The organism is Lewinellaceae bacterium, from assembly GCA_020636105.1.
Taxonomy (GTDB): Bacteria; Bacteroidota; Bacteroidia; order Chitinophagales; family Saprospiraceae; genus BCD1.
Genome location: JACJYL010000001.1, coordinates 1,314,191 through 1,340,750, shown reverse-complemented (window position 1 = coordinate 1,340,750; position 26,560 = coordinate 1,314,191). Strand labels below are relative to the sequence as shown.

The following is a 26,560-nucleotide window of genomic DNA, read 5'->3' as shown; positions in this document are numbered from 1 at the left end:
TTTCCTACAATTCCATATCCACTTTTGCATTCATGAGTGTTTCTATTTCTTCCACCTCTCTTGGAATATGGGACATCAGGTCCACCGGTTCGAAATCGGTAATCAGGATGTCATTTTCAATTCTGACACCAATTTTTTCTTCAGGGATGTAAATACCCGGCTCACAGGTAAATACCATTCCGGAAAGGAACGGAGCGTAGCGATTGGACAGATCGTGCACGTCAAGTCCTAAATGATGAGAAGTGCCGTGCATGAAATATTTTTTATAGGCAGGCCATTTAGGATCCTGGTTTTTAATGTCTGTTTTGTCGATGAGCTTCAGATCAAGCAGTTCGCTTTCCATGATCTTGCCGACTTCCTTATTGAATTCGTCGAGTGTTGCACCGGGGACAAGCATACTGGTAGCTTCTTTCATCACCTTGAGTACTGAGTTATAAACGGCTGCCTGTCGCGGCGAAAATTGCCCGTTGACGGGAATGGTCCTGGTGAGATCAGAGGCGTAATTGGCATATTCGGCACCGAAATCCATAAGTAAGAGGTCACCGTCCTTACACTCCTGGTTGTTGGCAATGTAATGAAGGACGCAGGCATTTTTTCCGGAAGCGATAATGGGTTCGTAAGCGTGGCCGTTGGCACGGTTTTTAATAAATTCGGCCGTGATTTCTGCTTCCACCTCGTATTCCATAACACCCGGGCGCACGAAATCAAGCACACGGTTGTAGGCCGACGCGGTGATGTTAATGGCCTTCTGCATCACCTCCACTTCATAACTCGATTTTATCATGCCGAGTTTTTTCATGATGGGCTGGGAGCGGTGGTATTTGTGAACAGGGTATCGATCCCTGAGTTTCCTGGCAAACCTGAGGTCACGGGATTCCACCTCTGAGTTGAATTTGTCATTTTCGTTGGTGTTGACAAATATCCTTTTGGAAAGCAGGATGAGCTCATTGAGAATAGGATCCATTTCATCCAGCCAGAATATTTTTTCAATACCGGAAATCTGACGGGCTTCCTCCTTGGTGTATTTATGTCCTTCCCATTGGGCAATGTATTCGTTGGTGCGCTTGATGAAAGCAACCTCATCAAATCCTTCCTTAATGGTGTCAGGAAATAAAACCAGGATCGTTTCCTCCTGATCCAGCCCAGATAAATAAAACAGGTCGGAATTCTGACGGAAAGGGAAATAAGTATCTCCGTTTCTCGGCATGAGATCATTGGAATTGAAAATGGCGATGGAATCGGGAAGCATTTTGCGCATAAAACGCTCACGATTGATTTTGAATAGTTGCGGATTGATTGGTTCGTACTTCATCATTATTCTTTTTTAGCCTTAACGGCCCGTTATAGTGCCTCGAACTCATGCCGGTTATCAGGTGTGAGCCGATACGGGAAGGTATTTTAAATACAAGATACAAAGTTGCAAATTTTCCAGGCACAAGCACATAAAATAAGCCCTAAAAAGAGCACTTAAACGTCAAAACTACCTTTTCTTTCATCTTCTAAGGTAAGTCGATATTACTGCCGGTATTTTTTTTAAAATAAACAAAATTATGAATGATTTAAAAAAACGAAGGAAGCCCTCCGAAGTGAATGCCGGTTCCATGGCGGATATCGCCTTTCTTTTGTTGATTTTTTTCCTGGTCACCACTACGATTATGGAGGACAGTGGCATCCGGGTAAAATTACCCGTTTGGGAGAAATACCCTCCTAAGGCAATAGTCAATAACCGAAATGTTTTCACCGTAAAGGTAAACGCCCAAAATGACTTGATGGTCGAAGGGGAAATCATGTCGATGGGGGAGTTAACAGAAGCTGCTAAAGCATTTATCCTCAATCCGGAAGGGGCACTAAATAGGCCTGAAAGCCCTAAAAATGCAGCCATTTCCCTGCAAAATGACCGCAGTACTAACTATGAAGCCTACCTGGAGGTGTATGACCAATTGGTTTTGGCTTATAATGAATTATGGGAAGACCACGCCAGAAAAACTTTTGGAAAATCTTACGACCTTTTATCGGAACAAAATAAAAAAGTGATCAGGACCGAAATTCCGATGACCATTTCTGAAGCCGAACCTACCGATAATATCACTTTGGGACATTTGGATTAGGTCATTATTCAGGAGTAGATTTTTTTCTGCATGCAGAACAGGCAGGGCAGGGTTGGGAATCGCCGGATTCATAAATTTATACCGGGGATCACCGCCTTGCTTTGCCTCTTTCTTTGTAATTTTATGGCCTGATTAATTTTTTACCCTGGTAAACTCAAAAAAGCGTTGTATTGACCAACCTTCAAAGCCATTTAGACCCTCTTACCCTTTAAAGATCGTCATATCAAAATATCATTAACAGATGAAAAAAATATTTTATTTACTTTTGGGCAGTATGATTTTTTGGGCTTGCCCGGGAGATCCTGAATTTAACAACCAAATTGTAGATGTTGGAGAAGTGAATGGTATGAAACCCATTTATTCCTCCTCTTCCGATTGGCAGCTTATCACTGCTAAAGAACCCGTACCGATGGTAAAGCCCGGTAAGATCTATTACAAAAACGGGTTGTTGTTCGTCAATGAAAAATTCAAAGGAGTTCATATCATTGACAATTCGGATCCGACCCATCCTGAAAAAATTAAATTCATTGAAATTGTTGGAAATAAAGACATTTCCATAAAAGGCGACCGGCTTTATGCGGATAATTACACCGACCTGGTTACCCTGGATATAAGTGACCTGAATAATATTACCGTTCTGAGCCGGTTGAAAGATATTTACCCGAAGGCAGCGCAGGCTTATCCCGAAGCTTATGAGGGGTATTTTGAATGTGTAAACAACAGTTTAGGGATTGTTGTGGGATGGGAAGAAGCCGTTTTGATGAACCCTGAATGTTGGAAATAACCCTTAGGGAAATTTAAAATTTAAAATGATAAATTAATAATTTAAAAGTACTGGTTTCCAGTGATTTACAAGATTAAGAATGTCAATTTTTTTATCGTTCCTTAACCATAAGAAGAAATAACCATGTCAAAGATAATTTTTCGCATTTCATGTTTTTTGTTGATCGGAACCGTGTTTTATCAGTGTACCAAAAGTGAATCCTTTTCTCCCGGAAGCTCGGATACTGGAGTGGCCGGTTCCTATGCACGCTCGATGATCGTCGGTCAATTTTTATACCTCATTGATGAAGTCAATATCAGGACGCTGAGCCTGGCCAATCCGGATGTGCCGCAATTGATCAATGATCAACAGATCGGCGATCGTATTGAATCTATTTTCAACCTGGACAACCGGCTGTTTATCGGTTCGGGTACCGGCTTACATTTGTATACCATCAACGCGATGGGGATCCCGGAATTCTCGGCCACTTTTTCTTATGATATTTTTCCTATTTATCCCTGTGATCCCGTGGTGGCGAATGACAGTTTTGCCTACGTGACCCTCAATTCTGATTTCAGATCTTTTGTTTGCGGTGCGGGAACGGTGATTAATGAGGTCAACGGGCTGGAAATTTTCGATGTATCCAATTTTACCAACCCTGTTTTGATAGCAGAATACCCGATGGTCAATCCAAAAGGAATAGGGCTTGACGGGCATACCCTGTTTGTTTGCGACAATGAAGCAGGATTGAAGATTTTCGATGTAAGCGATCCCCTGGCGATCCAGATGATCGCTCATTTTGATGATTTTGTCCCTTATGATGTCATCCCCCTCAACGGGTTGTTGCTGGTGGTCGGCCCCGAAAGCGTGCACCAGTTTGATTACTCGGATCTCAATAATATTAAACGGTTATCCATCATAAATATCGGGGAGTAAACCATGAAAAAATTGCTGCTGCTGTTTGGGATGATTCCTCTTTTGTCGACAGTGAACGGGCAGGGGCCGGCCATTACGGATTATCCTGAGCTTGTGGTAAAATTTTGCCCTGAAGCCCTGGCTAGTTTTAACTCACCTGCGGTTCAATTTGGACTGGAATACAGGTTCCGGCCCAATAATGCCTGGCATAATGAACTCGGGTATGTATTCAATTTAAACAGCTCTTCCGCTTACCTTCATCGATTAAACGGGGTAAGGCTTTTATCGGAGTTCCGTTTTTATATGAGCAAATCAAGGGCTTCCCTGTACAATAATTTTTACCTTGGAATCAGCGCGCGATACATTTTTTGGAGTGCAGATCGCACGGGGACTTTTTGGAGAGACCAATATGCTTATCAGCAAAAAATTAACTATAATCTTAAACAGCACAGGGTATCGCTGAATCTTTGCATGGGCAAGGAAGTCCAGTTGTCAGAAAGGGTAACGTTGGGTTTCGGACTTTTGTTAGGTCGCGGATTTCAAGCTCAAAAATCAACAGGTATTCCCGCGAACAGCGAGTACATCCGGCCTGACTTTCAGATTTTAAGGATACTGCAGCCAGGGGATCCGGCGGGTTTTGTCGATTTTTTGATCCGCTTTCACCTCGGGTATATCCTAAAATAAAAAGGGACAAACGTCAATATGTCGTTTGCCCCTTAATTTTTTTCGATTTGTTTTATCCGAAAGGATTACGTGATATTTCTAACTCCGCTAACGAGGAGTGAAACTTTATTGTTTAAGACTTCGATAAAGCCGCCACTTACGTGAAAAGAAATGGTTTTTCCGGCCTCTTTCATCGCTTCAAGTCCTTTGGACTCATCGTTGAATAAACGGAATTCCTCTTCTCCTGTCACAATAAAAATATCGCCTTCCTCCAAAGAAGAAACGATAGGAGCGTGGTTATTTAAAACCTGAAACTGACCACTGGACCCCGGTACTTTTACCGATTTGATGGGACCAAGGAAAACTTCTTTATCTGGTGTCAGAACTGTTAAATCCATGTTTTACCTTTAATTTTATACTCGATCATGGATAGGTTTTGCTTTCTACATCGCAAAATTACCCATGAACCGTTTTATGCTTCAACGTCAGCCATCATTTTCTTACCGGCAGCGATCACATCGTCAATCGTTCCTTTAAGGTTAAATGCTGCTTCAGGATATTGATCCACTTCTCCATTGAGGATCATGTTAAATCCACGAATGGTTTCGTCAATAGGAACCAAAACACCCGGCATCCCTGTAAATTGCTCCGCAACGTGGAACGGCTGGGAGAGGAAACGCTGGACCCTACGAGCTCTGGATACTACCTTTTTGTCTTCTTCTGACAATTCATCCATACCGAGGATGGCGATGATATCCTGTAATTCGTTGTAACGCTGAAGAATCATCTTTACATCCTCTGCGCAACGGTAGTGTTCTTCGCCAATGATTGCTGCATCAAGGATACGTGAAGTAGAATCCAATGGATCCACAGCAGGGTAAATCCCCAGGGAAGCGATCTTACGACTCAATACCGTTGTGGCATCAAGGTGGGCAAATGTTGTTGCCGGAGCAGGGTCAGTCAAGTCATCCGCAGGTACATAAACCGCCTGTACAGAAGTAATTGACCCCCGCTTGGTTGAAGTAATACGTTCCTGCATGATACCCATTTCCGTGGCGAGGGTAGGCTGGTAACCTACCGCTGAAGGCATACGACCCAACAAAGCTGATACCTCAGAGCCTGCCTGGGTAAAACGGAAAATGTTATCGATGAAGAAGAGGATATCACGGCCGCCATTTGGATCGCTTTGATCACCGTCGCGGTAGTATTCAGCCATTGTCAAACCTGAAAGGGCCACACGGGCACGTGCTCCGGGAGGCTCATTCATCTGTCCGAAAACAAGAGTTGCTTTACTGGTTTTAAGCGCCTCCATATCCACTTTGGACAAATCCCATCCTCCGGATTCCATGGAGTGTTTGAATTCCTTTCCGTAGTTGATAACGTCTGATTCGAGGAATTCTCTCAACAGGTCATTTCCTTCCCTGGTACGTTCTCCCACACCTGCGAATACGGAAATACCCTCGTAAGCTTTCGCAATATTATTTACGAGCTCCATGATCAGTACGGTCTTGCCTACACCGGCTCCACCAAAGAGTCCGATTTTTCCACCTTTCATGTATGGCTCAATGAGGTCGATTACCTTGATTCCTGTAAAGAGTACCTCTTTTTCAGTAGAAAGGTTCTCATAAAGAGGAGGTCTGCGGTGAATGACATATGCGTTCTCATCTTTGGGAACAGGACCAATTCCATCAATAGCTTCTCCGATAACGTTGAAAAGACGACCTTTGATCGCTTCTCCGACCGGCATGGAAATAGGAGCCCCCGTATCTACCACTTCAGTTCCGCGGGTAAGGCCGTCCGTTGCATCCATTGCAACCGTACGAACGCCATCTTCACCGAGGTGTTGCTGAACTTCCAGAACGAGTTTTTGTCCATTGGGCCTTGTAATTTCAAGAGCATTGTAAATTTCCGGGAGCACAGAGCCTTCCTTTGAGAAACTTACGTCGACTACTGGTCCGATAACCTGCTTAACGTGACCGATGTTTGCCATAACAAATTATAGTTTAATGTGTAAAGAAACAAGGCATAAATCCAATATTAATGGAGTTAGTTTTCGCCGGATAATTATTAAAAAAATCTCCGTTTTCGCCTTTATTCTTTTAATGAGTATTCTAAAATCGCCGCAAATTTAGACTTTTGAACCGAGAATAAAAAGGAATATCAGGCTTTTTTTGAACCTTTTTGGGATGGCAAACCAATGCCCGGGAGAATGCCACGAAATTTAAAGATCAGGGAGGCTGACCGGGGGATTGGGAATTCGTTATTTAGTGGGATTGGAAGAACGACTCCCGGTTTAATTGCCAGGTTTGTCTATGGGCTTTCCGTCAAGGCTGAGGGCGTTTTTTTCGGACCAATATTGTTCCAAATCCGTATCGCTTTTTTTGTCCGTCCATTTGGTTAAAACATCCCGGCTTTCTACAAAATCATAAAGCGGGACCGCATAACCACAAGATTTTTGAACCAGGTCAACCTTCATGAGAATGACTTGCCGAATGCCGTTCATTTTGGGAAACAGTTGCATTAATGATGCTCGTTCCGGATGGTCAGGAGGTAAAATTTCAGCCTGTCCGTAAAGTCTCAGGATATAGGGATTACCTTCAAAGGCACAGAACATAAGGGTCATCCTGTTATGCTCCTGAAGATGTGCGGCCGTTTCGTTGCCGCTGCCGGTGAGGTTGAGCCAGACTACGGTGTGATCATCCACGACCCGCAGGCTGTCCAACCCTTTGGGGGATACATTTACCCTGCCTTCGGTGGCGGCTGTACCGGTGAAAAAGATTTTCTGTCCGGCGATGAATTTTTTGTGTTCATCGGTTATTTTGTCAAATCGTTTGCCCATGATGCTTGTTGCTTGTTACTGGTTACTTGTTGACTTGTTGTCAATGCCTAAAATAGCTTGACCAATTTTAATTAATTATAAATCAAATTGTAATTCAAGTTGCATTGGATTATCTAACATTTTGTTTATTGTAAAGACTTCCATTTCGGGTCTTTCTTTTTCCTTTAGGTCTTTGATATATGTTTCATAAACCATTGGTGTCATCTTTAAAGAATTGTGTAAACGGTTGTTGTAGTTTTCAACAGCCATGGCTACTCGTTTCTTTAACTGTCCAAAATTTTGGATACTCCACCTTTTGAGGTATTCATTTTTTATGGTTCCATTTGCCCGCTCGCAATGTGCATTTTCAAGTACGTTAGTACACATACTGATCCTTATGCCATAGGATTTAAGTAAGTTCGTATAATCAGTACTCGTATATTGCGAACCTCTGTCAGAATGATGAATCAACTCATTATTATAATCATCAATGCCTCTGAGGTTGAGTGCCATTGTTAATGCAGCAATATTATTCTCTGACCGCATATTGTCAGAAACCGAATATCCTATGATCCGTCGAGAATAAACATCCATTATTAATACAACGTAATAATGCTGTCCCCCTAATGGAAAATAAAAAAGGTCACTAACCCATAATTGGTTGACATTTGTAAACCTCTTTCCTATCAGTACATTACCATATTGACTTCCCTTATCGCTGTAAGTAGTCTTATAGGGACTTTCTAAGGCCCGTAAACGATAGCCTTCGCGTAAACCTAATATTATAAAAGCATCCCGTCCAATGCCTTCTGGTTCGAACTGTTCATATATCTTGCGCAGGCCCATCCCCGGATGCATCTCCCTAATCTCCTCAATAAAACCTATGTAAAGGGGAGCTTTTAATAATTGCTCTCGTTCCCGTTTCAGGGCATCCATATGCCCTTGTTTGCTGATCCCCGATAAACTGTATAATGTCTTCATTTTATATCCGTGTTCGTCAGGGTGTTTTCGGAACCATTCCAGGGTTGGAGTACGTACTTTTTTTTTTCATCATAACCCAGATCTTCACTCGCAAACTCGTACCCCTTCTCCAAGAGATCTATTGTCATCTGTTTTTGTCCGATTATGCGTTCATATTCGGACAATCGTTGCATTAATATTTTCGTCTTTTGTGCTTCACTTTCCATTTGTACTACTGTCTTTACTTCTTTTGTACTGTCAGAATACAAATATATCCATTTATATATACTTGTTCGTGATACTTCATATAGCTCACATATATCTCGTACCTTTATTCGTCTTGAAACCAGGTCTTTAACTTTGCTCCTTTTAAAGGATTCACTGAAAGTCCTATTGCTATTTGGTTGTTTTTGAAACTTTTTGTTATTTTTGTTTGCCATGTTTAGTTGACTTTTTTGGTCAAGCTATTTTAGGCAATGACATGTTGCTGGTTACTTGTTGCTGGTTACTGGTTTTGAAGGGTTCTGGCCGTTGGACTTTGCAACGAATTTCCAGGCCATTTAGCCGAAAATTCCTGAAGAGAGATAACGATCTCCCCGGTCGCAAATGATGCAAACCACTACTCCTGAGTCGATCTGTTCAACAAGTTTTTTGACAGCCGCCACCGCCCCACCGCTGCTCATACCCGCAAAAATAGCTTCTTCCTTTGCGAGTGCTTTCATGGTTTGGGAGGCTTCCTCACTGGAAACATCTATCGTTCGATCCACCCGGGCGGGGTCGAAAATTTCGGGTAAAAATTCCGGACTCCAGCGGCGGATGCCGGGAATCCCGCCTTCTGCCGTGGGTTGGACGCCTACAATTTCGACGGCGGGATTTTGGTCCTTAAGATATCTTGATACGCCCATGATGGTGCCGGTAGTGCCCATGGCCGAAACAAAATGGGTGATCTTACCTTCTGTATCACGCCATATTTCAGGGCCGGTGGTTTTGTAATGCATGCGCCAGTTGTCGTCATTGGCAAACTGGTTCAGCATGTGCCATCCGTCCTGGCTGGCCAGTTCCTCTGCGTATTCGCGGGAATATTCGATGGTTTTTTCTTCCGGTGTCAGTATTACTTCGGCTCCATAGGCCTTCATTGTTTGTACGCGTTCTTTTGTCGAATTTTCTGTCATGACCAGGGTGATGGGAATGTCAAATAACCTGGCGATCATGGCCAGTGCAATGCCTGTATTACCGCTAGTAGCTTCCACCAGATGGGTGTCGCTCGTGATAATGCCCTTGTCTAGCGCACCTTTGATCATTCCATAGGCAGCGCGGTCTTTGACACTGCCGCCCGGGTTTTGTCCTTCGAGTTTGGCGTAGATTTTTACCCCTTTTTTGGCGACCAGATGTTTGATTTCAACCAATGGGGTGTTTCCGATAATGTTAAGGATTGAAGACATGTTCTTGATGCTGGTTACTTGTTACTTGTTGCTGGTTACTTGTTGCTGGTTACTGGTTACTTGGTTCTTTTTGCTGGGCAGTTAAAAGGATTTATCTTTTTAGGTCACCCTGGTAATATACTTTTGAGTTGGCTGGTACACTTTTGGTGATCCACACATTACCCCCAATAATGCTGTTTTCGCCGATCACCGTGTCTCCTCCGAGAATTGTTGCTCCGGAGTAGATAACCACCTTGTTTTCAATAGTCGGGTGGCGTTTGGTTTTGGCATATTCTTTTTGCACGCTCAGTGCTCCAAGGGTTACCCCCTGGTAAATTTTTACATCATCACCGATTTCAACGGTTTCCCCGATAACGATTCCGGTGCCGTGGTCCATACAAAAACGTCGGCCGATAGTGGCACCGGGGTGAATATCGATGCCGGTTTTACGGTGGGCATATTCTGTCAGGATGCGTGGGATGGCCGGAATTCCCAATTGAAGGAAAGTATGGGCAAAACGATGAATGGCAATGGCGTAAAACCCGGGATACGTCTGGATGACTTCAGCAAGGTTGACAGAGGCCGGATCTCCTTCAAGTATGGCCTGGGCGTCTTCCAGCAACATGTTTTTGATCTCCGGGAGCTGGTCGAAAAAACGGCTTTCCACCTCTTCAGTGGACATTCGGCAAGGCTCAGGAAGCCGGTTGAGCAGATTAAACAGGTTGAGTTGTAATTCCTTGTAATGAAGCTGGAAAGCCCTGTAGTTCTCAAAATGGCTGTTGCTGAGTTCCGGGAAGATAAATTCGAGCATTTCATCGATCCAATGGTACACCAACTCCGGGGGCAGCCGGTGGTGTCCCTGTTGATGTTCTTTAAAGAGAGCCTGAATGAATTTTTCTTCCATTGGTCAAATTGCTTTAAACGGAAACAAGTATTTTAAGAGAATGGTTTGAGCCTTAAAAAGGTTGTCGAACTCGGGAGAAAAACAAAAAAATTAACTTCTTTCAGAATGGATAATATTTTTAACTTTTCATCAAGAGGCCTTTATAAAGAGTTGGATGTGAAAGAACCAGCATTCTTTGACCATTTCAGGCCGCTTCATGGATATCCGACTTTTTTAGGTCGGTTGGAAATATTTTTCACCTCCATAGGCAGGCTTTCGTAATGCATCATGAGCAGGTAGGATCCTGCTGTCAGGGGACCTATGCCAGATACTGCCAAATTCGTCTTTAATGCTAAGTTCAAGCTGATCGTCTATGAACCATCTGTAGAAAACGAGGGAGGTTTTGACTTTGGCTGAAAAAGGGTAAAATATCTGGCACAGCCCATCTTTAGAAAAAAGAAAGTGAAATTATCCTTAAATTGCATGCCTGAATCTACTCTAAAAATGGATCAAAATGATAAACATTATTTTAGGTCTCAAACGTTTGAAAAAGCCCTGCTTTTTTTAAGTATTCTTCTGAAGAATTAATGAACCAATTATTAGGTCAGTTTTTGTCTGAACATTGGAAAATGAAAAGTTTTATGAACGAAAACCTTGCTGAGTGGAAGTCTTACAAATTAAAATTTCAAAATAAATGGAGTTCAAAAGTATAAATCCCTACAATAACAAAGAAGTTGGTTCTTATACTGCACTGTCAAAAGAGGAAACAGCCACAAAACTCAATAACGCACAAAATGCTTTTAAAACCTGGAGTAAAGAGCCCCTTTCCAAACGGGTGAGTCTTATTAAAAAAGCAGGCCAGGTATTACGGGATAATGTGGAAGAATACGCTAAAACGATTACCCTGGAAATGGGCAAACCTATTTCAGAGTCCAGAGCGGAAGTCAATAAATGTGCCTGGGTATGCGATTATTATGCTGAAAATGCGGTGGCTTTCCTTGTTGATGAACTCATTGCGACCGATGCCCAACAGAGTTTTGTAAGGCATGACCCTTTAGGTACAGTGCTGGCCATCATGCCCTGGAATTTTCCGTTTTGGCAGGTTTTCAGGTTTGCGGCTCCAACTTTGACTGCCGGAAACACGGGACTATTAAAACATGCCCCAAACGTTTTTGGGTGTGCCAGACACATTGAAGGAGTTTTTGAAAAAGCAGGATATCCACCCGGGGTATTTCAAAATCTTATAGTTCATCACGACCTGACCGAACAGATTATCTCCCATGATGGGGTAAGGGCAGTTACGTTGACCGGCAGTGAAAGAGCAGGTTCCGCGGTGGCCGAAATTGCCGGAAGGCATATCAAAAAGTCGGTTTTAGAACTTGGCGGGAACAATGCTTTCATTGTTTTGGACGATGCGGATATTGATAAAACTGTAAAAACGGCCCTTACCGCCAGGATGCTCAATTGCGGACAAAGCTGTATCGCGGCAAAACGCTTTATTTTAGTGGAAGGCATTTATGATGAATTTGTTTCCAAATTTACGCTGGCCGTGAGTAAATTAAAATCTGGCGATCCGATGGACGAAACCACTCAGGTTGGACCCCTGGCGCGTAAAGATCTGGCAGACCAGCTCAATCGTCAGGTAAAGGAATCTGTAAAGCAAGGGGCGCAATTGTTGCTTGGAGGCCATCAGCAAGGTTGTTATCATGGGCCTACTATTTTAGGTAATGTACATCCAGGGATGCCGGCATTTCATGAAGAAACCTTTGGCCCCCTCGCCGCCATGATTAAGGCTAAAGACATAGATCACGCTTTTGACCTTTCCGAACAATCGAAATACGGACTTGGCGTAACGGTTTGCACTTCAAATATTGCATTGGCACTGGAATATGCGGATAGGGTTAGCGATGGGGCTTATTTTATAAACGAATTGGTAAAGTCGGACCCGAGATTGCCTTTTGGCGGTACTAAAAAGTCCGGTTATGGCCGTGAATTGGCCAAAGAGGGTATTATGGAGTTTGTTAACAGAAAAACAGTCTATTTGAAATAGCCATAAATGGAATGAGAATACGAGCCTGGGAGGCTAGTGGGGAAAAGGGGGGTGGGGGAGAAAAAGTAATTTTTTGTCTCAAAACACCTAATCTATGGCCCAAAAACTGATTTATTCCGGACACCCTGTTATAGGAGGTCATCCCGACCTGTCGGTAAGGGATTTCACAAACGTTGAACCTGTTTCCATTTGCGTTTACCTCTTTTTATCAAAGAAAAATCCCGAACTTCATCTAATCAGATAAAATTCGGGATTTTTTTCTTGGTAGTGCCCAGAACAGGAGTCGAACCTGCACGCCCTTGCGAGCACCAGCCCCTCAAGCTGGCGTGTCTACCAATTCCACCACCTGGGCAAAGTTGGAATAAATTACTCCTTATAAAAGTAATTTATCAGAGGTTTTTAAAAAAGCTTCGCAAAGGTAAACCAAATAAATTTAAAATGTAAAATTTAAAATGCAAAATTTAAAAGTAATTTTCTGCTATCATGAAAAGCATTGAATTTTAGGGAAAACCAAACCAAATGGGAAGGAACCGCAAAACATGGCCTTCAGAGGCGGGAGCCAAGGGTAAAAGAAAGAATGAAAAAATGAAAACCGAAAAACGTCCAAACAACATCAAACAAAACAACGATTCTTCAAAAAAGAACCTGGAACAATTTGAACAATTTGAACAAATTGAACAGACTTGAACCCTCTATTGATTCCGCTTAAGCGAAACTCCTTCCTTCATGGCTGCATCACGCAACCGCTGGAGGAAAGGGGAAGCAAACATAAAATCCTGCAGGATATCATTATCACTTTCCAGGACCTCTTCATTGCTGCCGCGCCAGGCGATTTGACCTTTGTACAACAAAATGACATTATCCCCGATTTCCATAACTGAGTTCATATCGTGCGTATTGATTACGGTGGTAATATTGTTTTCGATGGTGATGTCGCGGATCAATTCATCGATGAGCAGTGCCGTTTTGGGGTCGAGGCCGGAGTTGGGTTCGTCACAAAACAGGTATTTGGGTTCCAATACGATGGCTCGTGCGATTCCGATTCTTTTTTGCATACCTCCACTGGTTTCAGAAGGGTATTTATCGTTGACCCCTTCAAGGCTCACCCGATCCAGGCAGTAGTTGATTCGGTTGAGTTTTTCTTTGGCCGTCATGTTGGTGAACATATCCAGGGGAAACCTTACGTTTTGTTCAACCGTCATGGAATCAAAGAGGGCCGAGGCCTGGAAGAGCATGCCCACTTTCATTCTGATATTTCTTATTTCCTGGGATTTTAAAGCATAAAAGTCCACATTATCATACCAGACCTTGCCCTGGGTAGGATTGATCAGTCCGATGAGCAATTTCAGCAGCACGGTTTTTCCGGCACCGCTTCGTCCGATAATGAGATTGGTCTTACCGGGATAAAATTCAGTGGTGATGCCCTTGAGCACTTCCGTATCGTCGAATGATTTAAATAAATTTTCGGTCCGTATCATGAATTTCTCTTGGGTTGTGTAATGGTATTTTTGACGTGTGACAGGGCACTATTATTAAGTGAACATTACAGCGATGATATAATCTGCCAGCAGGATCAGGATATCACTCATGACCACCGCATTGGTGCTGGCTTTCCCGAGTTCAATACTTCCCCCTTTGACATAAAAACCCATATAAGATGATACGCTGGTCAGCAGGAAAGCGAAAACGGTTGCTTTTACAAAAAGCAGTGTCATGTTTTTTTCTACAAAAAAAGAACGCAGGCCCTGGATGTATTCAGCGTTGGATAACATGCCTGTAAAAACAGAAGCCATATATCCGCCAATGATCCCGACAAAAGCAGCAAGGGCCACCAAAACGGGAATGATGATCACTGCGGCGATGATCTTGGGCATGATGAGGTAAGCAGCCGTGTTGACTCCCATGATCTCCATGGCGTCGATGTGTTCTTTCTGGCGCATCCCTCCAATCTCTGCCGCAATATTTGAACCTACCTTGCCGGCCAATACCAGGCACGTAATGGTAGGAGCCAGTTCAATAATGGTAATGTCGCGGACGACATAACCGATATAATACTTTGGTACCAGCGTTCCATCCAGCTGGTAAGCGAACTGAACTGCCGTAACCGCACCGATGAAAATAGAGATCAGGCCAACAATGATAAGGGAGCCAATGCCGATATCATGCATCTGGCGGATGGTTTCGCGGTAGTACATGATGGCTTTTTCAGGCCTCGAAAAAGCCGTCTTGAGCATCAGGAAATACCGACCGACATGATATAGGAGTTTCGTTATAATCATATTATATGGTTGTCCATAAATAAAGCGACGGCAAATCTATGGAAAAATATAAATTTTAAGGGTTTGTTCTTCCGCTTATTTGTCCTTAATAGATCAATTGATGAATAATAGGGATAAATTCAGACATTTTGTGCGATTCTCCAGCCATACTGCCTGCTCTATTGGCACTGAAATCATCAGGTGAAAAAAGGCTTGACTCAAAAAACAAGGATATTAATTCTACAGGCACGTTCATATTTTGTAATTTTCGCCCAAATTCAAACATTATGAACATTATCATTACCGGGGCCAGCAGGGGAATCGGGTTGGAAACAGCGGTTTTGCTGGCACAAAATAAGCGTCACCAATTATTGCTCCTTTCCCGAAATACCCGGCAACTCGAACTCCTTAAAGAGGAAGTTTTGCATCATAATATAGAGTTCCTGCCTTTTGATTTGCTCAATCCGGACAGCACCGGGCTAGTTCAAAAACTGGAATCATGGGATAAAGTGGATGTCATCATCAACAATGCCGGTAAACTGGTCAACAAACCCTTTATTGAACTTTCCTCGGAAAACTGGAAGGAGGTTTATGGGGTTAATGTTTTTGGACCGGCGGAATTGATCAGAACTTGCCTGCCCTGGCTGGAAAAAAGCGCCCGGGCTCATGTGTTGAATATCAGTAGTATGGGCGGATTTCAAGGGGCTTCCAAATTTCCTGGCCTGGCAGCTTATAGTTCCAGCAAAGCGGCCCTGGCAAGCCTGACCGAATGTCTGGCCGAAGAGTTCAGGGAAAAAAATATAGCCGTGAATTGCCTGGCATTGGGGGCAGTGCAGACAGAAATGCTGGCCGAAGCCTTTCCCGGTTACGAGGCTCCGGTGAGTAGTGAGGAAATGGCAGCCTTTGTCGCTTATTTTGCGGAGTACGGACACCGGTTTTTTAATGGAAAAATTTTGCCCGTGGCCTTATCCACCCCTTGAGCCGGGTAAACCCGAAAAAGTCAATGTTCAAAATTAACAAATTGGGTTAAATATCGTTCTGGAATTTCCTCCGTAACCGCCCAATTGGGCCAGCTAATTGCCCCGAAGAAGTCTCCCAATGAAATGAGAGATTACCGATTGGACGGATCAATTTAACTTCAACCTTTATTAGCCATGCATACATCAAACTACGTCCCTTATCATGTACTTCGTTTGACGGAACAAGAAGCCAGAGAAAAAAGCGAGGAATACTACCGGTTCATGGACCGGCGCAGGACGGTTCGCGAATTTTCCTCCAAACCGGTTGACAGGATCATAATTGAAAATATCATCAAAACAGCTTCCACCGCTCCGTCCGGTGCGCACAAACAACCCTGGGTCTTTTGTGCTGTCAGCAACCCTGAAATAAAAAAGGAGATCCGAAAAGCGGCGGAACAGGAAGAATTTGAAAATTACCATGGCCGAATGTCTGAGGAATGGCTTGAAGACCTTAAAGTTTTTGAAACCAATGAACAAAAAGAATTCCTGGAAACAGCCCCCTGGCTTATCGTGGTTTTTAAAAAGGCTTATGACGAGGTGGAAGGAGCAAAAATGAAGAATTATTATGTCAATGAATCCGTTGGCCTGGCTACCGGGGTATTGCTGACCGCCATTCATAACGCAGGATTGGTCGCCTTAACCCATACGCCCAGTCCCATGCGGTTTTTGCAGAAAATACTCAATCGCCCCGAAAACGAAAGGCCTTTTTTACTGATTCCTGTCGGCTTTCCGGCAGACCATCCAAAAGTTCCGGATCTGACGAGAAAACCACTGGAGGAAATCAGTGTTTTCTGGGAATGAATAGAGCAATCTGGGGCTGGGTGAAATGAAAATTTTTATTAAAATGGTTCAGTTTGTTTCAAAGTTGTTTCAAATTGTTTCAAAGTTGTTGTTTTACCCAGTAAAACCATTCTGAAATCGACTGAAGGGAGATCCTCGTGCACCCAGTGCCGGGACCATCTGAAACCACCTGAGAACCATCTGAAACCACCTGAAACCATTTAACCCCCATACACCAATATCAACAATCAACATTCATCAAGCAAAATGTGTACAGTAACTTACATTCCGGACAGCGGGAACAACTTTGTACTTACCTCCAACAGGGATGAGGCCCCGGGCCGCTCGGCCGATGATTTCGGAGTGCTGGAGATAGGGACCGTCAGGATCACCTTTCCAAGAGATAAAGGGGCGGGAGGTACCTGGATCGCTATGGCTTCCTCCAACAGGGTCGTTTGTCTCCTCAACGGGTCGTATAAAAAACACAAACATCGTCCGCCCTACAAACGCAGCCGGGGCATTATGGTGCTCAATTTTTTCAATTTCCCCAATGCCGAATCTTTTTTCGAACAATATGACTTTGAAGGCATGGAGCCTTTTACTTTTGTGATCGCCGAGTACGGAAAGTTGTGGGAATTACGATGGGATGAAGAAAATACCATTATCACGTCTCTTAATGCAGCAGAATTCCACCTTTGGGCATCTTGGACTTTGTATGATGAAACGGCACAACAAAAACGGTTAACCTGGTTTGAAACCTGGAAGCAGCAATACAAAGAGGATCCTTTCGGACATATCCTGGAGTTCCACCAAACGGCAGGAGACGGCGATATCAGGAATGATGTGGTGATGAACAGGGACGGAAAGGTCCAGACTATAGGAATTACCCGTGTGGAGAAAAAGTCGACAGCAATTGAAATGACCTATTTCGATTTGCTCAATGAAACGAATCAACAAACAAAACTGGATTTAAATAGTGAACTGGCTGAATAACATTACCTGGAGGAATCGATACACCCGGCTGACCCAGTGGGAATACTGGCCCATCTTCACTTTCTACGGGCCACTTTTTTTTTACTATATTTTCCTCGCCATTCGCGCCAGGCATCCATTTTTTATGACCGCCACCAATCCCGGAATTTTTACAGGAGGAACGGGCATGGAATCCAAATACGAAACCATCATGATGTTGCCAGAGGCCCTGCGTCCCAAGACTGTATTGGCGGAAGTGGGTGAGGATTTTGATCAAATCAGGAATAAAATGGACGCGGAAGGGCTGACCTATCCTGTTATCGCGAAGCCGGATATCGGTTACCGGGGGCTGCTTGTAAAAAAGATAAAAAACGATACCGATCTTAAAGCCTACCTGGAGCAATTTCCTCTTGATTTTCTTATACAGGAATATATTGCCCTTTCCAGGGAGGCAGGCGTTCATTTTCACCGATTCCCCGGCCAGGAAAAAGGAAAAATCACTTCCGTTACCCTTAAAAAGTACCTCTCTGTGACGGGGGACGGATCTTCAACGGTAATGGAACTGGTAAAAAACAGCGATCGGGCATTGCTGCAAATTGACCGATTAAAAGCATCTTACGGAACACTACTTGAAACGGTCCCCGGATTGGGGGAGGCGGTGCCACTCGGAACCATTGGCAATCATTCAAAAGGAACGACTTTTATCAATGGAAATGATATGATCGATGAGGAGATGGAGGTGACTTACACCAAGATCGTCGATCAGTTGAATGGGATTCATTTTTGTCGGTTTGATCTCAAGTGTGAGGCGTTCGAAGATCTGAAAACAGGGCATGGCATCAAAGTGATAGAAATCAACGGCATAGGGGCAGAGCCAACGCATATTTACGATCCCAAACACATAAGTTTTCTGGGAGCCATCAGCACCATTGGGAGGCATTGGACCATTATCTGGAAATTAGCCAGCATCAATCATCGCCATGGAGTGCCTTATTTTGGAATTGCAAAAATGATCAAAACACTGCTGGAACACCGGAGGTATATTAAAAATATCAACCGTATTAACGACTTATTAACGCAAGAGGGAACAACATGACCCGCTGACTTTTTGTTAAAGAAAACATAATGGATTTTTCTGTTGGTTGTTTTGCCGGGATAAATCTGATATTTACCCAACTTTTGTTAAATCAAAACTATAAATATGCTTAAGAAAATTTTTTTATTCGTCGTTTTGAGTTTTTTCGTCATCAATATTTTTGCCGCCGACGGATACGATTTTAAGATCAAAATCAAAGGATATGAAGAAAAAGAATTGTTGCTTGCTTATCATTTGGGCGACAAACAATATATACGGGATACGGTAGAAGTGGATGCCAAAGGCTTTTTTCAGTTTAAAGGGGAAGAGGCGATGGATTGCGGGGTTTACCTCGTTGTATTGAAACCTGACAATAAATTTTTTCAGTTGCTGATCAACGACCAGGAACAGCGATTCACGCTGACAACAGATATGGATGATTTGGTCGGCCATGCCAAAATAGAGGGTTCTGAGGAAAATTCAATGTTTTTTAAATACCTGAATTTCCTGAACGAACGTTCCCCAAAAGCAGAAGCACTGAATAAAGAGAAAGAAGCAGCCACGGACGACGCGGCAAAAAACAAGATTCAGCAAAAACTGGACGATCTGAATAAAGAGGTAGAATCTTACCAGTTAAATGTGCTGGAAAAACATGCCGGTACGCTTACCGCCCAGATCATTCAATCCACATTAAGGGTGGATATGCCGGAGTTTGAGGGCACCGATGAAGAAGTTCAGGTGAAACAATGGCGCTATATGCAAAAGCACTATTTTGACAACCTCGACCTGGCCAATCCCTGTATGTTGCGAACCCCTTTCCTTTTCCAGCGGGTGGATTATTTCGTTAATAAATTGCAGGTTCAGCATCCGGATACCATTTTCAAGGCCATTGAGCAGGTTCTGGATGCCATGGAACCCGCCCCGGAGACCTTCAAATTTTATGTCATCCATTTTTTGAATGAATTTGCCACCTCCAAAATTGTGGGGATGGATGCTGTTTATGTTGACCTGGCTGAGAAATATTATGCTACCGGCAAAGCTCCCTGGGTGGACGAAGAGCAGCTGGCTAAAATCCTGGAAAATGTGAAGGACCTCAAACCTACCCTGATCGGAAAGACAGCTCCCGATCTGCTGCTCGAAAAAAGAAGCGGCGGAATGGTTAAGTTGAGTGAAATTGAATCGGAGTACACCATCCTTTACTTTTGGAGGTATGATTGCGGACATTGCAAAAAATCATCTCCGTTCATGAAGGATTTTTATGATAAATATAAGGATAAAGGAGTGAAAATTGTGGCGGTTTGTACCAAAAGCAAAGATGAAATACCTGAATGCTGGAAGTATGTGGATGAAAATGAGATCCAGGACTGGATACATACCTATGATCCCTATTTCAGATCCATGAAATTGTACAATATTAAATCCACTCCACAGATTTTTGTGCTCGATAGAAATAAAGAGATCATTACCAAAAGAATTGGAGCCGAACAATTGGAAGAAGTCATGGACAAGATCATCGAAATGAATAAGGAGGAATCGGAGGAAAAGTGATAAAGGGATGAATTGCCGGGAAATCAATGATGTAATGTGAAACCAGGTGCCACACAGCAATAGTTTCAATTTGTTTGATTTCGTTCCAAAATTGTTTCAGATCTAACGGTACGGGGACCTGTGCCGTACATGAAATGTCGGTATTTCGCTGCGCTCAACTTGAACCATTCTTTAACGAAAAAAAATCGTCATCAATCAAAGATCAACGCTATGAAAAACCTCCTGCCAATATTGAGCTTTCTGGTTTTATCAGCCTGTTCAGGGAATGAAGGGGTGGAGCAAACGGTGTCTTACCTACGGCTGCACGGAAATACAATGGGGACTACCTATAACATTACCTACAATGATCCGGAAAATCGCAATTTCCAGGGGGAAGTGGATGATTTGTTAAGGGTTGTAAACAATGAGGTATCCACCTATGAAAAAGGATCCACCATAACCCGGGTCAATAATGCAGGGGATTCCATTCGATTGACCGGGTTGCCCAATGATTATTTTGCGTCGAATTTCAAATTGGCGAAAAAGGTTTATGAAAAAACCCGGGGCAGTTTTGACCCTACCGTAATGCCTTTGGTAAATTACTGGGGATTTGGCACTTCCATAAAAAGGGCCGTGACGGAAATCGATCAAAAAAAAGTGGATTCTTTAAAACAATACGTGGGATTTGACAAGGTGCGCCTGGAGCAACAGGGCGACGACATCATCGTGTTCAAGCAGGATCCCGGGGTGGCCCTGGATTTCAGTGCCTGTGCCAAGGGTGGGGGAGTGGATGCCGTTGGTGCCTTTTTTCAGTCCAAAGGCATTAAAGATTACCTGGTGGATATTGGAGGGGAACTGGTCGCTCACGGAAAGAGCCCGCGTGGTCAAGACTGGAAGGTGGGCATTAGCGTCCCCCGGGAGGATGCAGCCGTGGATGAAGTACACACCGTAGTCAGTTTGTCGGATGCCGCCATTGCCACTTCCGGAAATCATCGTAACTATTATCAGACTGAAGGGTACAAATATGGACACACGATCAACCCCAAAACGGGCTTTCCTGAAAAAAATGACCTGCTCAGCGCCACGGTCTTTGCACCTGATTGTATGACGGCGGATGCGTATGCCACCGCTTTTATGGTTATGGGACTGGAAAAAGCCTATGCCCTGGCTGCTGAAATGCCGGAGATCGAAGCTTTTTTCATTTATGGCAAAGAAGATGGCAGCATGGGCGTTAAATACACTCCAGGGGCAGCGAAGTATCTTGAAACTGCCCAATAATACGAATCCCGTAAGTTCCTTACCGAAGCTTATTCCGGAAAATAAATACCAAGAGAATTGATAATCAATAGATTACAAGAAATATCCCGAACTTTACCATTAGGTAAAATTCGGGATAACTCTGTTCATGATTTTATTTGATGAGCGGTAAAGGCTCAAAACTACTATTCCTGAATGCTGATCAGGTAGGCGATCAACTCACCCAGCGTACCTTTTATATCCGTTTCGTCCATCTCTTGCTGGCTGGCAAAAACATCCCCCCAAATAGGCATCTCGCGGGTGCCGTGGGCAGCGACGAATTGTCTGCCGTCAATGTAACGGGCGATTTCCATGACAGGAAATTCCTTGCTTTTTCTCCGTGCAACGATCTGGGTCAGATCCGCAGGTTTTACCTTAAGGGTATCTGATGCCGGACCATTGCCCCGGTCTGCATGGCATGAAACACAGTATTTGTCAAAAGTGGCCTTGCCTTTTTGAATCTGGGTGGCCCTTGAATTTTCAGGCGGAGGCGACTCGCAGGAAGTGAAAAAGGCAGCCAAAATAAATGTCGAAGCCAGCATAATCAGGAAGCTTCTAAGCTTTTTCGTGGATAATGTCAGTTTTTTCATATCAATAATTTTTTATACTTCAAGCAATTTAAATGATTATTCCATAATCTATATTGATAAACATTACCATTTGGGATGATAATTGTCATCGAAATGAAGGATTGATGTTTTTTTTCTTTAAAAAAATGCAACCTTTTAAATTGCTATACGTAAAAAGCAATAATCAAGGGTTCCTAACGGCTGAAAAAGGAAAATAATACAAGTGGATTAATGGTTTGGAGAAAAGTTTTATTTTACTTGAAAGATTTGGACACAGACATTTTTTCCAATAAAAAGATTTCAATAATTAAAAAAGTAAGAATGTTTTAAAATTAATTTTATTTTATAATTTAATTTCTGATATTTGTTAAACGTCTTAGCGCTTTTCTCTGAAACAAAAAATCTCCTGTTGATAAAATAAATAGGAGCTGGTTTCTTTTTGAAACTTATTTTTTGAACTCACATACACGCATACTTTCCAATCAAAACAGCAGTTTTGCCTCCGGGCAATCTGAAAGGCTATTTATTAAATTTCCAAACGGTGACAGGTTGAGCGCAGCGAAATCCCAACATTTTATGTGCGGCACAGGTTCCCGTGCCACAGGTAGGGGAAGGCAATTTCCCTTTTCCATTGCTGCAAGTCTTATGCGGTAAGACGGAGAAGGTATTGATATGAACTAATTTAATTTTTATTAACCAATTACTTAAGTCGATTTATTATGGAAAAAAATTATTTACGAATTTGTTTAAGTGTTGTGAATACTGTCTTAATGGTGGTATTGATGACTTTTATGTCACAAAGCCTGCAGGCACAGGGCGATTGTTTAGTTCCCCACGGCGGATTAGGTTGCTCTGATCCAGCTTGCGAGGCTACGGTATGTGCTGTAGACCCATTCTGTTGTAATAATTCATGGGATAGTGTTTGTGCCAGTGAAGCAGCGCAACTCTGTGGCGGCGCGCAACCGACCTGCGATGACGGCATCCAGAATGGAAACGAAACTGGTGTCGATTGTGGCGGACCTGATTGTGTACCATGTGGTGGTGGCGTCGTCAATGATGACGTATGCAGTGCCCTGGCCATCGATTGCGGCACCAATCAATCCGGTACGACTCAAGGGGCTACTTTTGACGATGTGGGATCTTGCGGTACGAGCAATACTGCTCCCGGCGTCTGGTACAAGTGGACCGGTGACGGCGCTCAGGTTACGGTTTCCACCTGTAACGCGGGTACCAATTATGACACCAAACTCTCCGTATTCTCCGGGAATTGTGAAGTATTGTCCTGTGTGGGGGGGGGTGATGATGATTTCAATTGCAGTTTTGGTTCCACTAGATCTACAGTTACCTTTAACTCTACTTCCGGCGTCCAGTATTATTTCCTGGTTCACGGATTTAGTTCTAATACAGGGAATTTTGAACTGAGCCTGACTAGCTGTGCCGAAGGGTTATCCAATGACGATTCCTGCGGTGCATTGTCTATTGAATGCGGTGCAAGCGTGACAGGATCTACTGTGGGTGCTACTCCCGATAATATGGAATTCTGCGGTACGGGCAATACTGCTCCCGGCGTCTGGTACAAGTGGACCGGTGATGGAACCCAGGTTACGATTTCCACCTGTAACGCAGGTACCAATTATGACACCAAACTCTCCGTATTCTCCGGGAATTGTGAAGTATTGTCCTGCGTGGGCGGGAGTGATGATGATTTCAATTGCAGTTTTAGTTCCTTAAGATCTACAGTTACCTTTACCTCTGTTCTCGGAGTCCAGTATTTCTTCCTGGTCCACGGATTTGGTACATCTACAGGGAATTTTGAACTGAGCCTGAGCTGCGAAGGCGTCTGCGACGACGCAGCCGAAGGCCCTATAGTTACTTCCTGTCCTGAAGGACAAGATCTCTGTGGTGCACAGAACGTATACTGGCAAACTCCAACAGCCACTGATAACTGTGTGGAGCCTACGGTAAGCAGCAATTACAATAGTGGCGATTTCTTTGGTGTAGGCGAGCACAATGTGGTTTACACCTTTACAGATGGTGCAGGGCTGGAAGCTACCTGTTCCTTCAAGATCACCATCAATCCGCTACCACAAGTAGAGATCGACCCGTCTAATGTACCGGAATGGTGTCAGGGGGTGAAGGTTTTATTTGCCAAAGTGACCAACATAGCAGCTCTTGCGGAACCACTCAGCTTTGAATGGTACCAGGGAGAAAACTTTTTAGGCGATGGACAGGAGCTTTTGGTGACGGCCAACGGCACTTATACAGTGATCGTAACAGATGACAATGGTTGTTCTACAACCGTATCTACGGTTGTGAATTATGATCTGTCGACCTTATTGTCCGCGCATACGATCATCGTGGATGACCAGCTGGATATGGATGAATCAACCGTAGTCAGTGGTGGCGTTGGTGTACAGGATGGCGATGAAGTTTCTGTACAACACAATTCCAATATCATGACCTTCATGAGGTCAGCAGCAGCACAGATTGACGGCAGCAGTACGGTGGCGAATTATATCAATTCAATTCACCGGTGAATCTTCCTGCTGCTTTTGGTGTCAAACCTTACCTGGATAATAATAACCAGATCATAACAGGAAACGTAACCCTTTCGGGCACGAACTACGGAAATGTTTATGTTAAGAGTGGCGCTACGCTGACTATCGGCAACGGAGAGATGTACATGAAGAGCCTGACGATGGCCAAAGGATCAACGCTCAATTTCAATGAGGATTGTAACCTGAAGATCAGGGCGAAAATGAATATCGGGCCGTTGTGTAATGTGAATGTGGAAGGAGGTCCATCGGTAGTGGTTTACGTAGGCGATAATGCTTCTGTAGGCCAGGGATCAATCGTTTGGGTGGATATTTATGCACCGGAAGGCCTCAAAGCAGGGGACTCAGGCGCTTATCTGACCACCTACATGAACGGATTGTTCATCTCGGATGACCTGACTTCCGGGGATAACGTGGTTTGGGGCTGGAACCTGAATTGCGGTGACCTGGATAATGGCGGCAGCAATTGTGTTGCTGTTGGCGCAGTGGGTGGATCACTTGCTCCAATAACAAAATCTGTGACCGGCTTTTGCGGGACTAATCCTCCACCTTCTACTACCTGCGATTGTCCTCCGGGATACGTAGTGGTGGGTTATCAAGGGCTTGAAGGGAATAATTATGGAACTGAGGTAATCAGCCAGTTTAGCCTGAGGTGTAAACAACTTAATGCAAACGGAACCTTAGGCAATTCCGTGATCGTCACCTGCGCTAATGGTTCTTTAGCGGAAGGGGTGCAGGACGGTCCCGTTGATGCAGCCGCTGGCCAGGTAATGGTAGGAGCTGAGTTACGAATAGGATGTGCAATTGACCGGGTTAGCGGATATTCAAAACCCCTATCAGAGGTAATTGCCGGAAGTCCTAATACTTCAAGCACACTTATGCCATTAATTGGAGGAGCAGCAGGATCTGCTCAGCCTGCTCAGTTTGCGCCAACTGGTAATGTGATTGTGGGTATGGTAACTTATCGGGATCAAAATCCACCAAGTGGTTTTAATGTATTTGGAATAGCAGCGGGCGTGGCCTGGCGTTATGCACCAGTCAGTTCCTGTAATGGTGGCGACAATTTACCATTGGCAGCAGCGGTTAACCCAACTCCGGAATCTCTGGATACACCAACAGAGAGATTGGCTAATCTGACGGTATTCCCTAACCCATCTTCGGGAGTAGTGAATATTACAGTAGAGGATTACATTGGTAAATCCATTGAACTGGCGGTGTACAATATTCTGGGAGAGCAGGTATGGTTCAAGCATATTGAAACCCTGGAGCAGTCGACCATAAACATAGATTTGGGAGACAGCCGTTTTGCAAATGGCCTTTATTACCTGAACCTCACGGCAGATGGAGTAAGTGTGAGCAAGCAAATCGTATTGAGTAAATAAATCACGTTAAGTATATTTGGCATTTGATGCCCAAATTCACCCCGGTTCACATTATGTGGATCGGGGTGCTTTTTTGTGGCGAAAAAAAGCGGAAACCAGGAAAGGGTCGAGGCACTTTAATACCAGATTTTGGATGCTCCTGCAGGGGGCAAAAAAACAGGAATGGTTCAAAATTAATTTACATTTTTCTGCGCCGACTCCACTAAAGGGCCGGGGCGGAGGCCAAAGTATAATTTATTTTTACCGGGTTGCATTTTTTTTTTGACAATTACGCAACCTTTTTTTTACTTTTACGTAAACAAAAGCAATTAAGTTTTTTTTTGATCCCCTCTGTTTACATACTTTCCAATCAACACAACAGTTTTGCCTCCGGGCAACCTTTAAGGCTATTTATCTAATTTCCAAACGGTGACAGGTTGAGCGCAGCGAAATCCCAACATTTTATGTGCGGCACAGGTTCCCGTGCCACAGGTCGGGGAAGGCAATTTCCCTTTTCCATTGCTGCAAGTCTTATGCAGTAAGACGGAGAAGGTATTGATATGAACT

Annotated in this window: 24 protein-coding genes and 1 tRNA gene; 13 read left to right on the top strand and 12 right to left on the bottom strand. The window is 43.7% G+C overall.

The window, feature by feature from the left end; translation table 11 throughout:
- Nucleotides 1-4: 4 nt before the first annotated feature.
- On the bottom strand, nt 5-1,312 hold the full coding sequence (locus tag H6571_04960; GenBank protein ID MCB9323074.1) for an aminopeptidase P N-terminal domain-containing protein: 1,308 nt from the start codon (nt 1,310-1,312) through the stop codon (nt 5-7).
- 238 nt (nt 1,313-1,550) lie between these two features.
- Here H6571_04960 and H6571_04955 point away from each other — a divergent pair, with 238 nt between their 5' ends.
- The 4 genes from H6571_04955 to H6571_04940 all read left to right on the top strand — a co-directional run bounded on the left by H6571_04955 (nt 1,551) and on the right by H6571_04940 (nt 4,470).
- Nucleotides 1,551-2,108 (top strand): biopolymer transporter ExbD, encoded by a 558-nt coding sequence (locus H6571_04955; protein ID MCB9323073.1) that lies wholly within the window; start codon nt 1,551-1,553, stop codon nt 2,106-2,108.
- 241 nt (nt 2,109-2,349) lie between these two features.
- A complete protein-coding gene (locus H6571_04950) occupies nt 2,350-2,892 on the top strand; it encodes a hypothetical protein (GenBank protein MCB9323072.1) in 543 nt (180 codons plus the stop codon).
- 123 nt (nt 2,893-3,015) lie between these two features.
- The gene (locus H6571_04945; GenBank protein MCB9323071.1) at nt 3,016-3,807 is read left to right on the top strand and encodes a hypothetical protein; all 792 of its coding nucleotides are present in this window, start codon (nt 3,016-3,018) and stop codon (nt 3,805-3,807) included.
- Nucleotides 3,808-3,810: 3 nt separating this feature from the next.
- On the top strand, nt 3,811-4,470 hold the full coding sequence (locus H6571_04940) for a hypothetical protein (GenBank protein ID MCB9323070.1): 660 nt from the start codon (nt 3,811-3,813) through the stop codon (nt 4,468-4,470).
- Nucleotides 4,471-4,535: 65 nt separating this feature from the next.
- Here the strand turns inward: H6571_04940 and H6571_04935 are convergent, their stop codons facing one another.
- The 7 genes from H6571_04935 to H6571_04905 form a co-directional block, all read right to left on the bottom strand.
- A complete protein-coding gene (locus H6571_04935) occupies nt 4,536-4,847 on the bottom strand; it encodes a F0F1 ATP synthase subunit epsilon (GenBank protein ID MCB9323069.1) in 312 nt (103 codons plus the stop codon).
- A 74-nt stretch (nt 4,848-4,921) separates the two neighbouring features.
- The gene (locus tag H6571_04930; GenBank protein ID MCB9323068.1) at nt 4,922-6,439 is read right to left on the bottom strand and encodes a F0F1 ATP synthase subunit beta; all 1,518 of its coding nucleotides are present in this window, start codon (nt 6,437-6,439) and stop codon (nt 4,922-4,924) included.
- A gap of 303 nt (nt 6,440-6,742) precedes the next feature.
- On the bottom strand, nt 6,743-7,288 hold the full coding sequence (locus tag H6571_04925; protein MCB9323067.1) for a pyridoxamine 5'-phosphate oxidase family protein: 546 nt from the start codon (nt 7,286-7,288) through the stop codon (nt 6,743-6,745).
- A 75-nt stretch (nt 7,289-7,363) separates the two neighbouring features.
- Nucleotides 7,364-8,248 carry a DDE-type integrase/transposase/recombinase gene (locus H6571_04920; GenBank protein MCB9323066.1) on the bottom strand — a complete coding sequence of 295 codons (885 nt, stop codon included), beginning with the start codon at nt 8,246-8,248 and terminating at the stop codon, nt 7,364-7,366.
- Nucleotides 8,245-8,667: a transposase gene (locus H6571_04915; protein ID MCB9323065.1), complete on the bottom strand. Its 423-nt coding sequence runs from the start codon at nt 8,665-8,667 to the stop codon at nt 8,245-8,247. Before H6571_04915 ends, H6571_04920 begins: the two co-directional genes overlap by 4 nt.
- A gap of 120 nt (nt 8,668-8,787) precedes the next feature.
- Complete coding sequence (gene cysM, locus H6571_04910; protein MCB9323064.1) at nt 8,788-9,669, bottom strand: cysteine synthase CysM; 882 nt, start codon at nt 9,667-9,669, stop codon at nt 8,788-8,790.
- A 91-nt stretch (nt 9,670-9,760) separates the two neighbouring features.
- Nucleotides 9,761-10,552 carry a serine acetyltransferase gene (locus H6571_04905; protein ID MCB9323063.1) on the bottom strand — a complete coding sequence of 264 codons (792 nt, stop codon included), beginning with the start codon at nt 10,550-10,552 and terminating at the stop codon, nt 9,761-9,763.
- A 673-nt stretch (nt 10,553-11,225) separates the two neighbouring features.
- Between H6571_04905 and H6571_04900 the strand changes: the two genes are divergently transcribed.
- Nucleotides 11,226-12,581 carry an NAD-dependent succinate-semialdehyde dehydrogenase gene (locus tag H6571_04900; GenBank protein ID MCB9323062.1) on the top strand — a complete coding sequence of 452 codons (1,356 nt, stop codon included), beginning with the start codon at nt 11,226-11,228 and terminating at the stop codon, nt 12,579-12,581.
- Between the two features lie 268 nt (nt 12,582-12,849).
- On the opposite strand, the gene H6571_04895 is transcribed toward H6571_04900, so the two are convergent.
- The 3 genes from H6571_04895 to H6571_04885 form a co-directional block, all read right to left on the bottom strand.
- Nucleotides 12,850-12,933, bottom strand: a tRNA-Leu gene (locus H6571_04895).
- Nucleotides 12,934-13,273: 340 nt separating this feature from the next.
- The gene (locus H6571_04890; protein ID MCB9323061.1) at nt 13,274-14,059 is read right to left on the bottom strand and encodes an ATP-binding cassette domain-containing protein; all 786 of its coding nucleotides are present in this window, start codon (nt 14,057-14,059) and stop codon (nt 13,274-13,276) included.
- A gap of 54 nt (nt 14,060-14,113) precedes the next feature.
- The gene (locus H6571_04885; protein MCB9323060.1) at nt 14,114-14,860 is read right to left on the bottom strand and encodes an ABC transporter permease; all 747 of its coding nucleotides are present in this window, start codon (nt 14,858-14,860) and stop codon (nt 14,114-14,116) included.
- 263 nt (nt 14,861-15,123) lie between these two features.
- Between H6571_04885 and H6571_04880 the strand changes: the two genes are divergently transcribed.
- From H6571_04880 to H6571_04855, 6 genes are all read left to right on the top strand, one after another.
- Nucleotides 15,124-15,819: an SDR family oxidoreductase gene (locus H6571_04880; GenBank protein MCB9323059.1), complete on the top strand. Its 696-nt coding sequence runs from the start codon at nt 15,124-15,126 to the stop codon at nt 15,817-15,819.
- Nucleotides 15,820-15,993: 174 nt separating this feature from the next.
- Nucleotides 15,994-16,659, top strand: coding sequence for a nitroreductase family protein (locus H6571_04875; GenBank protein ID MCB9323058.1), 666 nt, complete (start codon nt 15,994-15,996; stop codon nt 16,657-16,659).
- A 246-nt stretch (nt 16,660-16,905) separates the two neighbouring features.
- Nucleotides 16,906-17,631 carry an NRDE family protein gene (locus H6571_04870; GenBank protein ID MCB9323057.1) on the top strand — a complete coding sequence of 242 codons (726 nt, stop codon included), beginning with the start codon at nt 16,906-16,908 and terminating at the stop codon, nt 17,629-17,631.
- Complete coding sequence (locus H6571_04865; protein MCB9323056.1) at nt 17,615-18,706, top strand: hypothetical protein; 1,092 nt, start codon at nt 17,615-17,617, stop codon at nt 18,704-18,706. Before H6571_04870 ends, H6571_04865 begins: the two co-directional genes overlap by 17 nt.
- 105 nt (nt 18,707-18,811) lie before the next feature.
- Complete coding sequence (locus H6571_04860) at nt 18,812-20,233, top strand: redoxin domain-containing protein (GenBank protein MCB9323055.1); 1,422 nt, start codon at nt 18,812-18,814, stop codon at nt 20,231-20,233.
- A 210-nt stretch (nt 20,234-20,443) separates the two neighbouring features.
- Complete coding sequence (locus H6571_04855; GenBank protein ID MCB9323054.1) at nt 20,444-21,490, top strand: FAD:protein FMN transferase; 1,047 nt, start codon at nt 20,444-20,446, stop codon at nt 21,488-21,490.
- 164 nt (nt 21,491-21,654) lie between these two features.
- Here H6571_04855 and H6571_04850 read toward each other — a convergent pair whose 3' ends face one another.
- The gene (locus H6571_04850; GenBank protein ID MCB9323053.1) at nt 21,655-22,098 is read right to left on the bottom strand and encodes a cytochrome c; all 444 of its coding nucleotides are present in this window, start codon (nt 22,096-22,098) and stop codon (nt 21,655-21,657) included.
- A gap of 734 nt (nt 22,099-22,832) precedes the next feature.
- Between H6571_04850 and H6571_04845 the strand changes: the two genes are divergently transcribed.
- Both H6571_04845 and H6571_04840 read left to right on the top strand, forming a co-directional pair.
- A complete protein-coding gene (locus H6571_04845) occupies nt 22,833-24,614 on the top strand; it encodes an HYR domain-containing protein (protein MCB9323052.1) in 1,782 nt (593 codons plus the stop codon).
- A complete protein-coding gene (locus tag H6571_04840) occupies nt 24,611-26,014 on the top strand; it encodes a T9SS type A sorting domain-containing protein (GenBank protein MCB9323051.1) in 1,404 nt (467 codons plus the stop codon). Before H6571_04845 ends, H6571_04840 begins: the two co-directional genes overlap by 4 nt.
- Nucleotides 26,015-26,560: the final 546 nt, after the last annotated feature.